Source organism: Enterobacter cloacae complex sp. ECNIH7 (assembly GCF_002208095.1).
GTDB lineage: Bacteria > Pseudomonadota > Gammaproteobacteria > Enterobacterales > Enterobacteriaceae > Enterobacter > Enterobacter cloacae_M.
Window position 1 is genome coordinate 953,471 of record NZ_CP017990.1, and the last position, 12,861, is coordinate 966,331.

Below are 12,861 nucleotides of genomic sequence, written 5' to 3' on the forward strand. Positions count from 1 at the left end.
TTGTCTGATGAAAAACTGCAGTAAAAATCTCTGCAGGCTTGTAGCTCAGGTGGTTAGAGCGCACCCCTGATAAGGGTGAGGTCGGTGGTTCAAGTCCACTCAGGCCTACCAAACTCCTTTTAAAGGATGAGCGGTACAGAGATTATAAACGATGGGGCTATAGCTCAGCTGGGAGAGCGCCTGCTTTGCACGCAGGAGGTCTGCGGTTCGATCCCGCATAGCTCCACCATCTTTTACTGCGAACCCAAGAAAACTTCAGAGTGAACCTGAAAAGGTGCACTGCGAAGTTTTGCTCTTTAAAAATCTGGATCAAGCTGAAAATTGAAACGACACATCTTAATGGTGTGTTCGAGTCTCTCAAATTTTCGCAATCAGAAGTGAAACATCTTCGGGTTGTGAGGTTAAGCGACTAAGCGTACACGGTGGATGCCCTGGCAGTCAGAGGCGATGAAGGACGTGCTAATCTGCGAAAAGCGCCGGCGAGGTGATATGAACCTTTGACCCGGCGATGTCCGAATGGGGAAACCCAGTGCAATTCGTTGCACTATCGTTAACTGAATACATAGGTTAACGAGGCGAACCGGGGGAACTGAAACATCTAAGTACCCCGAGGAAAAGAAATCAACCGAGATTCCCCCAGTAGCGGCGAGCGAACGGGGAGCAGCCCAGAGTCTGAATCAGCTTGTGTGTTAGTGGAAGCGTCTGGAAAGTCGCACGGTACAGGGTGACAGTCCCGTACACGAAAGCACACAGGTTGTGAACTCGAAGAGTAGGGCGGGACACGTGGTATCCTGTCTGAATATGGGGGGACCATCCTCCAAGGCTAAATACTCCTGACTGACCGATAGTGAACCAGTACCGTGAGGGAAAGGCGAAAAGAACCCCGGCGAGGGGAGTGAAAAAGAACCTGAAACCGTGTACGTACAAGCAGTGGGAGCACCCTTGTGGTGTGACTGCGTACCTTTTGTATAATGGGTCAGCGACTTATATTCTGTAGCAAGGTTAACCGTATAGGGGAGCCGAAGGGAAACCGAGTCTTAACTGGGCGTTAAGTTGCAGGGTATAGACCCGAAACCCGGTGATCTAGCCATGGGCAGGTTGAAGGTTGGGTAACACTAACTGGAGGACCGAACCGACTAATGTTGAAAAATTAGCGGATGACTTGTGGCTGGGGGTGAAAGGCCAATCAAACCGGGAGATAGCTGGTTCTCCCCGAAAGCTATTTAGGTAGCGCCTCGTGAACTCATCTTCGGGGGTAGAGCACTGTTTCGGCTAGGGGGCCATCCCGGCTTACCAACCCGATGCAAACTACGAATACCGAAGAATGTTATCACGGGAGACACACGGCGGGTGCTAACGTCCGTCGTGAAGAGGGAAACAACCCAGACCGCCAGCTAAGGTCCCAAAGTCATGGTTAAGTGGGAAACGATGTGGGAAGGCACAGACAGCCAGGATGTTGGCTTAGAAGCAGCCATCATTTAAAGAAAGCGTAATAGCTCACTGGTCGAGTCGGCCTGCGCGGAAGATGTAACGGGGCTAAACCATGCACCGAAGCTGCGGCAGCGACGCGTATGCGTTGTTGGGTAGGGGAGCGTTCTGTAAGCCGTTGAAGGTGTGCTGTGAGGCATGCTGGAGGTATCAGAAGTGCGAATGCTGACATAAGTAACGATAAAGCGGGTGAAAAGCCCGCTCGCCGGAAGACCAAGGGTTCCTGTCCAACGTTAATCGGGGCAGGGTGAGTCGACCCCTAAGGCGAGGCCGAAAGGCGTAGTCGATGGGAAACAGGTTAATATTCCTGTACTTGGTGTTACTGCGAAGGGGGGACGGAGAAGGCTATGTTAGCCGGGCGACGGTTGTCCCGGTTTAAGCATGTAGGCGGAGGTTCCAGGTAAATCCGGTACCTTTTAACGCTGAGGTGTGATGACGAGGCACTACGGTGCTGAAGTAACAAATGCCCTGCTTCCAGGAAAAGCCTCTAAGCATCAGGTAACACGAAATCGTACCCCAAACCGACACAGGTGGTCAGGTAGAGAATACCAAGGCGCTTGAGAGAACTCGGGTGAAGGAACTAGGCAAAATGGTGCCGTAACTTCGGGAGAAGGCACGCTGATATGTAGGTGAAGCCCCTGCGGGTGGAGCTGAAATCAGTCGAAGATACCAGCTGGCTGCAACTGTTTATTAAAAACACAGCACTGTGCAAACACGAAAGTGGACGTATACGGTGTGACGCCTGCCCGGTGCCGGAAGGTTAATTGATGGGGTTAGCGGCAACGCGAAGCTCTTGATCGAAGCCCCGGTAAACGGCGGCCGTAACTATAACGGTCCTAAGGTAGCGAAATTCCTTGTCGGGTAAGTTCCGACCTGCACGAATGGCGTAATGATGGCCAGGCTGTCTCCACCCGAGACTCAGTGAAATTGAACTCGCTGTGAAGATGCAGTGTACCCGCGGCAAGACGGAAAGACCCCGTGAACCTTTACTATAGCTTGACACTGAACACTGGTCCTTGATGTGTAGGATAGGTGGGAGGCTTTGAAGCGTGGACGCCAGTCTGCGTGGAGCCGTCCTTGAAATACCACCCTTTAATGGCTGGTGTTCTAACGTAGACCCGTAATCCGGGTTGCGGACAGTGTCTGGTGGGTAGTTTGACTGGGGCGGTCTCCTCCCAAAGAGTAACGGAGGAGCACGAAGGTTAGCTAATCCTGGTCGGACATCAGGAGGTTAGTGCAATGGCATAAGCTAGCTTGACTGCGAGAGTGACGGCTCGAGCAGGTGCGAAAGCAGGTCATAGTGATCCGGTGGTTCTGAATGGAAGGGCCATCGCTCAACGGATAAAAGGTACTCCGGGGATAACAGGCTGATACCGCCCAAGAGTTCATATCGACGGCGGTGTTTGGCACCTCGATGTCGGCTCATCACATCCTGGGGCTGAAGTAGGTCCCAAGGGTATGGCTGTTCGCCATTTAAAGTGGTACGCGAGCTGGGTTTAGAACGTCGTGAGACAGTTCGGTCCCTATCTGCCGTGGGCGCTGGAGAATTGAGGGGGGCTGCTCCTAGTACGAGAGGACCGGAGTGGACGCATCACTGGTGTTCGGGTTGTCATGCCAATGGCACTGCCCGGTAGCTAAATGCGGAAAAGATAAGTGCTGAAAGCATCTAAGCACGAAACTTGCCCCGAGATGAGTTCTCCCTGACCCTTTAAGGGTCCTGAAGGAACGTTGAAGACGACGACGTTGATAGGTCGGGTGTGTAAGCGCAGCGATGCGTTGAGCTAACCGATACTAATGAACCGTGAGGCTTAACCTTACAACGCCGAAGCTGTTTCGGCGAAGAGACAGAACATTCAAATTTCAGCCTGATACAGATTTAACAGAATTTGCCTGGCGGCTTTAGCGCGGTGGTCCCACCTGACCCCATGCCGAACTCAGAAGTGAAACGCCGTAGCGCCGATGGTAGTGTGGGGTCTCCCCATGTGAGAGTAGGGAACTGCCAGGCATCAAATTAAGTAGTAAGCCGGTGCATAAATCCGGTGGTTACAGCAGTCTTCGGTGGAGCGGTAGTTCAGTCGGTTAGAATACCTGCCTGTCACGCAGGGGGTCGCGGGTTCGAGTCCCGTCCGTTCCGCCACTTATTAAAAGCCCTGAGTTCACGCTCAGGGCTTTTTTCTTATCTGTCGTTTAATTATTGCGAAATTAGCAAAAATCCTCTGCGTTTTGCGCTCTTTTTCTCTATAACAACGCCAGCGATAATCTTCCTCAGTTTACGAACATAATGATTGAGGAATAGTATGACTCTCCCTGCATTTGGTCTGGGCACTTTCCGCCTGAAAGACGACGTTGTTATCGCATCGGTTAAAACCGCACTCGAACTGGGTTATCGTGCAGTTGATACGGCACAGATCTATGAAAATGAAGCTGCCGTTGGACAAGCTCTCGAAGAGAGTGGTGTGCCGCGTAATGAACTGTATATCACCACGAAAATCTGGATTGAGAATCTCAGCAAAGATAAGTTGATCCCTAGCCTGAAAGAGAGCCTGAAAAAACTGCGTACTGACTACGTAGATCTGACGCTGATCCACTGGCCATCACCGAATGATGCCGTCTCAGTAGAAGAGTTCATGCAGGCGCTGCTGGAAGCGAAAAAGCAGGGCCTAACCCGCGAAATTGGGATCTCCAACTTCACCATTCCGCTGATGGTAAAAGCCATTGCCGCTGTTGGCGCAGAAAATATTGCGACCAACCAGATTGAGCTGTCTCCATACCTGCAAAACCGCAAAGTCGTGGACTGGGCAAAACAGCACGGGATCCACATCACCTCATACATGACGCTGGCCTACGGTAAAGCGCTGAAAGATGAAGTGATTAGACGTATCGCAGAGAAACAAAACGCCACTGCTGCGCAGGTGATTCTGGCATGGGCAATGGGTGAAGGTTATGCAGTGATCCCATCATCAACTAAGCGTGAAAACCTGGCCAGCAACCTGTTAGCAGCGAATCTTCATCTGGATGCTGACGATAAAAAAGCGATCGCAGCACTGGAGTGTAACGATCGCCTGGTAAGCCCGGAAGGTTTAGCTCCTGACTGGGATTAAGTTTGACCCACCCTCTGTAACCTGAACCCTCACACAGCTCCTCCTGGAGCTGTTTTTATATGTTCACTCAGGAAGTCAATAAAGGCGCGAATGCGCGTGCTTACCGCTCTGTCACTGTAATACACTGCGCTAAAGGGCATTTCGACCGGCAGACGTTTGTCGGCCATCAGCTCCACCAGTTCACCCCGCGCTATCTCCTTATCAATCATATAGTCTGATAAACAGGCGATCCCGTTCCCTTCCAGGCACAGCTGTTTGAGCGTCTCCCCGCTGTTAGACGATAATCCGCAGGTAATTTCATAAAGTTGACCATCGTGACAGGCAACAGGCCAGGTGTTCAGCGACACCGGCTCAGTAAAGCCCAGGCACAGATGCTGCTTCAGTTCTTCAACCGTCTCCGGTTTACCATGTTCGGCAATATACTCTGGTGATGCGATAATTTTGCGGTAGCTGGCAAACAAAGGGCGGGCACGCAAACTTGAATCTGTCAGGGTTCCCGCCCGGATCGCCACATCCACTTTCCGCTCGATGAGGTTGATAAACGTCTCTGAGGAGACCAGAGAAAGCGTCATCTCCGGATAGCGTTCGCGGAAAGGCTTGATCAGCGGCATCAGAAAGTGAAGCACCACCGGCGTGGCCGCATCAATGCGCAGCAATCCACGCGGCGTGCTGCGGGTCTCCATAATCTCCGTCTCCGCTGCAGCCATCTCCTGCAATACCGACTGCACGCGGCGGAAGTAACGCTCTCCTTCTTCCGTCAGGCTCAGCTGCCGCGTCGTTCGGTTGAGCAGACTCACTCCAAGCTTCATCTCCAGTTTTTTTACCGAACGGCTGATGGCCGAATTAGCCTGTCCCAGCTGTTCGGCCGCGCGGCTAAAGCTGCCGCTTTCAACGACGGCGACAAAGATTGTCAGCTCTTCCGATGTTGCTTTCATTTTTGCACCACCTGCAAAATTCTATTGAGATTTTGACCATTTTTGTTATTTAAGCACTGGCGCATACTGCCTGTCATCTTAATCCTGATGATACGGAGTATTTTATGCCACTGGCGCTACTTGCCCTGACGATCAGTGCCTTTGCAATTGGCACGACCGAATTTGTTATCGTGGGCCTGGTTCCCACTATTGCTAACCAGCTTGCGATCTCGTTGCCCTCTGCGGGGTTGCTGGTATCAATCTACGCCCTGGGCGTCGCCGTCGGTGCGCCAGTGCTGACGGCCCTGACCGGACGTTTTCCGCGTAAGCAGCTGCTAGTCGCGCTGATGGTGCTGTTCACCGCCGGCAACGTTCTGGCCTGGCAGGCGCCGGACTACACCACGCTGGTGATTGCCCGTCTGTTGACCGGCCTTGCACACGGCGTGTTCTTCTCGATTGGTTCCACTATAGCAACAAGCCTGGTGCCCAAAGAGAAAGCGGCTTCAGCTATTGCGATCATGTTTGGTGGGTTGACCGTCGCACTCGTTACGGGCGTACCTCTGGGAACGTTTATCGGACAACACTTCGGCTGGCGTGAAACGTTTCTGGCCGTCTCCTTGCTGGGCGTCATCGCTCTGGTGACCAGCCTGCTGCTGGTACCGTCGAATATTCCAGGCCGGGCAAGCGCCAGCCTGCGCGATCAGCTGAAGGTGCTCACGCATCCGCGTTTGCTGATTATTTACGCGGTAACTGCGCTGGGCTATGGTGGCGTATTCACCGCCTTTACCTTCCTGGCGCCGATGATGCAGGACCTGGCGGGCTTCTCACCCAATGCCGTGAGTTGGATTTTGCTGGGATACGGTATTTCCGTTGCCATTGGCAATATCTGGGGCGGCAAGCTTGCGGATAAGCATGGTGCAGTACCGGCACTGAAATTCATCTTCGCTGCCCTGGTTGTTCTGCTGATGATTTTCCAGTTCACGGCTTCGGTACATTACGCCGCGCTGGTCACCGTGCTGGTTATGGGGATCTTTGCCTTTGGTAATGTGCCCGGGCTTCAGGTCTACGTTGTACAAAAAGCCGAGCTTTATACGCCCAATGCGGTGGATGTGGCGTCCGGCCTGAATATTGCCGCTTTTAATATTGGTATCGCGCTGGGCTCCATCATTGGTGGGCAAACCGTCGAACATTTCGGATTAACCCAGACGCCATGGATTGGCGCGGTGATTGTCCTGGTCGCTTTCCTGTTGATTGGTCTGAGCGGACGTCTTGATAAACCCGCCCGCGTCGCGCTGGGTTAACATCAGTAAGCGCTTGCTTACAAAACTGGAAAGCGGTTTCTCAGAAATTGCGTTGAAAGTGTGACCTAAAGTCCCTATAACATTAGAACCAGTCCGTTTTCCGAGCTGGTTCATGTTACAGAGGCTGTTTCCAAAAGTGCGAAAAAATACCTATGCCATGCGTTATGTTGCCGGAATGCCCGCGGAGAGGATCTTGCCTCCGGGGTCATTTGCGAGCATAAGCCAGGCATTACCCGCCGGCACGCCGTTAAGCAGCGATGAAAAAATCCGTGTACTGGTGTGGAATATCTTTAAGCAGCAGCGTGCCGAATGGTTATCGGTACTCAAGAACTTTGGAAAAGATGCCCACCTGGTTCTGCTTCAGGAGGCGCAAACTACTCCTGAGCTTGTACGGTTTGCCACCACGAACTATCTTGCCGCCGACCAGGTGCCTGCGTTTGTCCTGCCGCAACACCCCTCAGGTGTGATGACGCTTTCAGCAGCACATCCGGTCTATTGCTGTCCACTGCGCGAACGTGAACCTATCCTGCGTCTGGCAAAATCGGCGCTGGTGACGGTCTATCCGCTGCCGGATACCCGAATGCTGATGGTTGTGAATATCCATGCGGTAAATTTCAGTCTGGGCGTGGATGTTTACAGTAAGCAGTTACTTCCGATCGGCGATCAGATTGCCCATCACAGCGGGCCCGTCATTATGGCCGGCGATTTCAATGCCTGGAGCCGTCCGCGCATGAATGCGCTGTATCGCTTTGCGCGCGAAATGTCGCTGCGTGAAGTTCGTTTTAGCGATGACCAGCGCAAAAAAGCCTTTGGTCGTCCTCTCGATTTTGTCTTCTATCGTGGTTTGAGCGTGCACGATGCCTCGGTTCTGGTGACGCGCGCCTCGGATCATAACCCTCTACTAGTCGAATTCAGTCCCGGCAAACCTGATAAATAATGGTGTGTCAGGTCTGCCGTGGGGCAGGCCTGCGCGGGTGCTGCCCTTTATTTTTCACTCACAAAGGACAGTACGATGACAACAACACGCTCCCATCATGACAATGTAGAAAAACAGTTTGGTTCTCAGGCAAGTGCCTATCTGAGCAGCGCCGTGCATGCTTCTGGCCGCGATCTGGTGCGTCTCGGTGAACGTCTGGCGGCGTTCCCGCAGGCGCACGTGCTGGATTTAGGCTGCGGGGCAGGGCATGCCAGCTTTACGGCTGCGCAGCAGGTCGCTCACGTTACCGCGTATGACTTATCCAGCCAGATGCTGGACGTTGTTGCCGGTGCGGCGAAAGCGAAGGGACTGGACAACATCGATACGCAACAGGGCTATGCCGAATCCTTACCGTTCGATGATGAGTCGTTTGAGGTGGTTATCAGCCGTTACTCCGCGCACCACTGGCACGATGTCGGCCAGGCATTGCGCGAGGTCAAACGTGTTCTGAAGCCGGGCGGCACCTTCATCATTATGGATGTGATGTCTCCCGGACACCCGGTGCGCAATATCTGGCTGCAGACGGTAGAAGCGCTGCGCGATACCTCGCATGTGCAAAACTACGCCAGCGGAGAGTGGTTGTCGCTTATCACTGAAGCGGGGCTGATCGCGCGCGCGTTGATTACAGACCGCTTACCGCTGGAGTTCAGCTCCTGGATCGCGCGTATGCGCACCCCGGAAGCATTAAGCCAGGCGATCAGGCTCTATCAGGAGAGTGCGTCTGCGGAGGTAAAAGCGTACTTTGAACTGCAGGAAGATGGATCGTTTACCAGCGATACCATCATGGCCGAAGCGCAAAAAGCGGGATAAACAAAAAAGGCACCGAGGGGAATCGGTGCCTTTTTATCTTTCGATCGTGTTATCAGGAGTCTGGCGTCGCGCTGTTCTTCACAAACAGCGTCAACTGGTCGCCTGGTTTCAGGTTGTCAGTATCATTGTTCCAGCGCATCACATCCTTGATGTTCACGCCGTGTCGTTTTGCGATACTGGACAGTGAATCGCCCTTGCGCACGCGATAGGTAATGCTATCGCTGTTGCTGGCGAGACGCTGTGCGCTGCTACCTGCACCTACCGTCAGAGTCTGACCCACTTTCAGGCCGGAGCTGCGCAGATTATTCCACTGCTGCAGATCCTTCGCATTCACGCCAAGACGTGACGCAATGCCCGAAAGCGTATCACCTGAACGAACCTTATAGCTGCGGCTGTTAACTGATGATGCATCCGCGATCAGCGTTGACTGAACGGCGGCGATTTCACCAGAAGCTAAAGACTCGCGTAACTGCTCGGCATGTTTCTGCGGAACCATTACATACTGCGGGCCACTTGCCCCCAGAGTTGAGCCTTTAACGCCAGCATTAAAGGTTTTCAATTTACTTACCGACATACCCGTCATATCAGCAACCTGTTGAATATCAACCGGATTGCTGAGGCGAACACGCGCCAGTGCACGACTTTCGTCTGGTGTTGGCAGTTGTACACCGTAACGCTTGCTGTTCTTGAGAATATCGCTCAATGCCAGCATTTTCGGTACGTAAATCTTTGTTTCCTGTGGCAGTGAGAGCGACCAAAAATCGGTGGATTTACCCCGTGCTTTATTCGCTTTCATTGCCTTCAGTACACGACCTTCGCCACTATTATACGCTGCGACAGTTAACAGCCAGTCGCCGTCAAACATCTTGTTCAGACGTTGCATCATGTCGAGAGCGGCTGTCGTTGAAGCGACAACATCGCGACGCGCATCATAGTTGCGGGTCTGTTTCAGACCATAGTTTCGCCCGGTGCTCGGAATGATCTGCCAAATGCCTGCGGCATTGGCGCCAGACGTCGCGTGTGGGTCAAAAGCGCTCTCCACTATGGGTAGGAGTACCAGCTCCATAGGCATGTTACGTTTCTTAACTTGCCCGGCTATCCAGTACATATACGGCTCTGCCCGTAACGTTACATCGTGGAGATAGCTCTTATTACTTAAATACTTCTGTTTCTGTTCGCGAATCCGGGGATTTTCCGGAATTCCCATCTTTAGCTCGTCGCCAATAGAGGTCCACAAGTCTTGATCCTGCGCGTAAGATGTTCCATCGTCCATCCATCGCGCCGAACTTGCAAACTTCCCTGCTTCCCCTTGACCAGCCGCAGAAAGGCTCTGTGCGTGCTGTTGTACGTTGCTGCCGTTTTGCGACTGGCAACCTACAAGCAGGACAGAGGCGAGTAATATCGCTTTTGCCTTCATGTGTGTGTCAATAGTTGCTTAAAAGACGAGCGATGATAACGGCGAAATTTTGAAAAGGCAACCCGCAATTATCTGAAGTTATCTTTCTTTGACCTTAACCATGCAAATCGTTGTTCTGGTTGTTGCAAATTTGTTTCTTGGTTAATTTTATTAATTAAATCAATATCATCTGTTCGTAAAAATAAATTAATTTGGCGCTCGTTTTTCAGAATTACGGGGAGTGTTTTTTGGTTTTTTGCACGTAACTCCTTCACTTTGTGATAATAATCCTGAATCGCTCGATCCTCGGGTAAGAGGCTCACGGCAAACTTCATATTTCCTAATGTATACTCATGGGCGCAACAAACGAGCGTCTCATCGGGTAGCGCGTTAATCTTTTGTAAAGACTGATACATTTGAGCTGGCGTACCTTCAAACAGTCTTCCGCAGCCTCCGGAGAACAGCGTATCGCCGCAAAAAAGATAAGGCTTACTGTAGAAACACAGATGTCCCAAAGTGTGACCCGGTGTAGCAAATACGGAAAACTCCCACTCGCGTATGAGGATATTTTCGCCTTCTTCGACTACATGCGTGATTCCCTTATCTTGTGCTTCTGCCGGTCCGTAAACCACAAGATGCGGAAAATGGGCGCGCAGTTCAGGCACGCCGCCAGTGTGATCGTTATGATGATGCGTCAACAAAACGGCTTCTGGCTTCCAGCCGTTCTCTTTTATGGCGTGCAGAACAGGGGCGGATTCTCCGGGATCGACAATGACGCATCGGCGATCGTCGTCAACCAAAACCCAGATGTAATTGTCCTGAAACGCTGGAATACTGATAAGATTCATACATTACCTCTTAGAGCGTGGCGGGTGTTTTGATGAAACCGGCAAGGATACCTCAGACTGTCGCAGCACCGGAACGTTGGGCGGAATTGCCCTGGGGTGAATACTATCGCGAAGCGTTAGAACAGCAGCTGAAGCCCTGGCTCACGAAAATGTATGGCTTTCACCTGCTTAAGATTGGCAATCTCAGCGCGGAAATCAATACCGAAAGCTGCGCTATCTCGCATCAGGTTAACGTCTCTCTCGGCGGATCGCCGGTTCAGGTGAAGGCAGACCCGCTGCATCTGCCGTTTGCGGAAAAATCCGTCGATGCGTGTTTGCTCGCACATACGCTACCCTGGTGCAGCGATCCGCATCGTCTGCTTCGCGAAGCCGATCGCGTGTTGATTGATGACGGCTGGCTGGTACTTAGCGGATTCAATCCGCTAAGCCTGATGGGCCTGCGTAAGCTAGTACCGGTGCTGCGCCGGACTCCACCTTACAACAGCCGGATGTTCACCATGATGCGCCAGCTCGACTGGCTTTCGCTGCTGAACTTTGAGGTGCTCTGCTACGGAGGTTTTCAGGTGCTGCCCTGGGCGCGGCAGGGGGGCGTGGTACTGAGCACCCATCTCCCCGCATTGGGCTGTTTGCAGTTTATCGTTGCGCGTAAGCGAACTATTCCCCTTACGCTTAACCCTATGAAGCAGAGCAAGTCGAAAACGCCCATTCGCCAGACCGTCGGCGCCACGCGGCAGTACAAAAAAACCGATTAGGCGTCGGGCTGATAGCCCGCATCTTCATGTGCGGGATTGGATGCCGCAGCGCGCGCCAGTTCGTCGCAGCGTTCGTTTTCCGGGTGGCCAGCGTGGCCTTTAACCCACTCCCACTTAATCTGGTGCTGGCCCAGCGCAGCATCAAGACGTTTCCAGAGATCGACGTTCTTGACCGGCTTCTTATCGGCGGTTTTCCAGCCGCGTTTTTTCCAGTTATGGATCCACTGGGTGATCCCCTGACGCACGTACTGACTGTCGGTGCTTAACACCACGTCACAATGTTCTTTTAACGCCTCCAGCGCCACGATGGCCGCCATCAACTCCATCCGGTTGTTGGTGGTCAGAAAATAGCCTTCGCTAAAGGTTTTTTCGTGCTGGCGATAGCGCATAATCGCGCCGTAGCCGCCGGGCCCTGGGTTACCGAGACAAGATCCATCGGTGAAAATTTCTACCTGTTTACGCATCTCTGGTAGACTTCCTGTATTCGAAACGTTCAGTTAAACGATAAGTCTGACATAAATGACCGCTATGAGCACTGCAATTACTCGCCAGATTGTCCTCGATACCGAAACCACCGGTATGAACCAGATCGGCGCGCACTACGAAGGGCATAAGATCATCGAGATCGGCGCCGTTGAAGTGGTGAACCGTCGTCTTACGGGGAACAACTTCCACGTCTACCTTAAACCCGATCGGCTGGTGGATCCTGAAGCGTTCGGCGTTCACGGTATTGCCGATGAGTTCTTGCTGGATAAGCCGACTTTTGCGGATGTCGCTGACGAGTTCCTGGAATATATCAAGGGCGCCGAGCTTGTCATCCATAACGCATCGTTCGATATCGGCTTTATGGATTATGAATTCAGCAAGCTTAATCGTGATATTCCGAAGACGAACACCTTCTGTAAGGTGACGGACAGCCTGGCGCTGGCAAGGAAGATGTTCCCCGGCAAGCGTAACAGCCTGGATGCACTCTGCTCGCGCTACGAGATAGACAACACCAAGCGAACGCTCCACGGGGCGTTGCTCGATGCCCAGATCCTGGCCGATGTCTATCTGACGATGACCGGCGGGCAGACGTCAATGAAGTTCAGTATGGAAAATGAATCCCAGCAGACGCAAGGCGAAGCGGGCATTCAGCGTGTTGTTCGTCAGGCCAGTCGCTTGCGGGTTGTTTTAGCCAGTGATGAAGAGCTTCTTAACCACGAATCCCGGCTTGATCTGGTACAGAAGAAGGGCGGCAGCTGTATGTGGCGCGCCTGAAAAAACGCCTGAATG

Annotated in this window: 10 protein-coding genes, 3 tRNA genes and 2 rRNA genes; 11 read left to right on the forward strand and 4 right to left on the reverse strand. The window is 52.6% G+C overall.

The window, feature by feature from the left end; genetic code table 11:
• The first annotated feature begins 34 nt into the window (after positions 1–34).
• From WM95_RS04555 to dkgB, 6 genes are all read left to right on the forward strand, one after another.
• Positions 35–111 (forward strand) — tRNA-Ile (locus WM95_RS04555).
• A 42-nt stretch (positions 112–153) separates the two neighbouring features.
• Positions 154–229, forward strand: a tRNA-Ala gene (locus WM95_RS04560).
• 170 nt (positions 230–399) lie between these two features.
• Positions 400–3,304 (forward strand): 23S ribosomal RNA (locus WM95_RS04565).
• A 73-nt stretch (positions 3,305–3,377) separates the two neighbouring features.
• Positions 3,378–3,493 (forward strand): 5S ribosomal RNA (gene rrf, locus WM95_RS04570).
• Between the two features lie 55 nt (positions 3,494–3,548).
• Positions 3,549–3,625: transfer RNA gene (locus tag WM95_RS04575), tRNA-Asp, on the forward strand.
• A 160-nt stretch (positions 3,626–3,785) separates the two neighbouring features.
• Positions 3,786–4,589: a 2,5-didehydrogluconate reductase DkgB gene (dkgB, locus tag WM95_RS04580; RefSeq protein ID WP_063409750.1), complete on the forward strand. Its 804-nt coding sequence runs from the start codon at positions 3,786–3,788 to the stop codon at positions 4,587–4,589.
• A gap of 29 nt (positions 4,590–4,618) precedes the next feature.
• Here the strand turns inward: dkgB and yafC are convergent, their stop codons facing one another.
• A complete protein-coding gene (yafC, locus tag WM95_RS04585; RefSeq protein WP_029739684.1) occupies positions 4,619–5,524 on the reverse strand; it encodes a DNA-binding transcriptional regulator YafC in 906 nt (301 codons plus the stop codon).
• A gap of 104 nt (positions 5,525–5,628) precedes the next feature.
• On the opposite strand from yafC, the gene WM95_RS04590 reads away from it, so the two are divergent.
• From WM95_RS04590 to WM95_RS04600, 3 genes are all read left to right on the forward strand, one after another.
• The gene (locus WM95_RS04590; protein WP_063409749.1) at positions 5,629–6,804 is read left to right on the forward strand and encodes an MFS transporter; all 1,176 of its coding nucleotides are present in this window, start codon (positions 5,629–5,631) and stop codon (positions 6,802–6,804) included.
• 136 nt (positions 6,805–6,940) lie between these two features.
• A complete protein-coding gene (locus WM95_RS04595) occupies positions 6,941–7,741 on the forward strand; it encodes an endonuclease/exonuclease/phosphatase family protein (RefSeq protein WP_063409751.1) in 801 nt (266 codons plus the stop codon).
• A gap of 75 nt (positions 7,742–7,816) precedes the next feature.
• Entirely contained in the window at positions 7,817–8,590 is a 774-nt protein-coding gene (locus WM95_RS04600) for a class I SAM-dependent methyltransferase (protein ID WP_045400514.1), read from the forward strand.
• 52 nt (positions 8,591–8,642) lie between these two features.
• Here the strand turns inward: WM95_RS04600 and mltD are convergent, their stop codons facing one another.
• Together mltD and gloB are read right to left on the reverse strand one after the other, a co-directional pair.
• Entirely contained in the window at positions 8,643–10,007 is a 1,365-nt protein-coding gene (mltD, locus tag WM95_RS04605; RefSeq protein WP_032661729.1) for a murein transglycosylase D, read from the reverse strand.
• Positions 10,008–10,075: 68 nt separating this feature from the next.
• Complete coding sequence (gene gloB, locus WM95_RS04610; RefSeq protein ID WP_047742764.1) at positions 10,076–10,834, reverse strand: hydroxyacylglutathione hydrolase; 759 nt, start codon at positions 10,832–10,834, stop codon at positions 10,076–10,078.
• 32 nt (positions 10,835–10,866) lie between these two features.
• Between gloB and WM95_RS04615 the strand changes: the two genes are divergently transcribed.
• Positions 10,867–11,586 (forward strand): class I SAM-dependent methyltransferase, encoded by a 720-nt coding sequence (locus tag WM95_RS04615; RefSeq protein WP_063409748.1) that lies wholly within the window; start codon positions 10,867–10,869, stop codon positions 11,584–11,586.
• On the opposite strand, the gene rnhA is transcribed toward WM95_RS04615, so the two are convergent.
• Positions 11,583–12,050 (reverse strand): ribonuclease HI, encoded by a 468-nt coding sequence (rnhA, locus tag WM95_RS04620; protein ID WP_023310485.1) that lies wholly within the window; start codon positions 12,048–12,050, stop codon positions 11,583–11,585. The genes WM95_RS04615 and rnhA overlap by 4 nt on opposite strands.
• A gap of 64 nt (positions 12,051–12,114) precedes the next feature.
• On the opposite strand from rnhA, the gene dnaQ reads away from it, so the two are divergent.
• Entirely contained in the window at positions 12,115–12,846 is a 732-nt protein-coding gene (gene dnaQ / locus WM95_RS04625; protein ID WP_029739690.1) for a DNA polymerase III subunit epsilon, read from the forward strand.
• Positions 12,847–12,861: the final 15 nt, after the last annotated feature.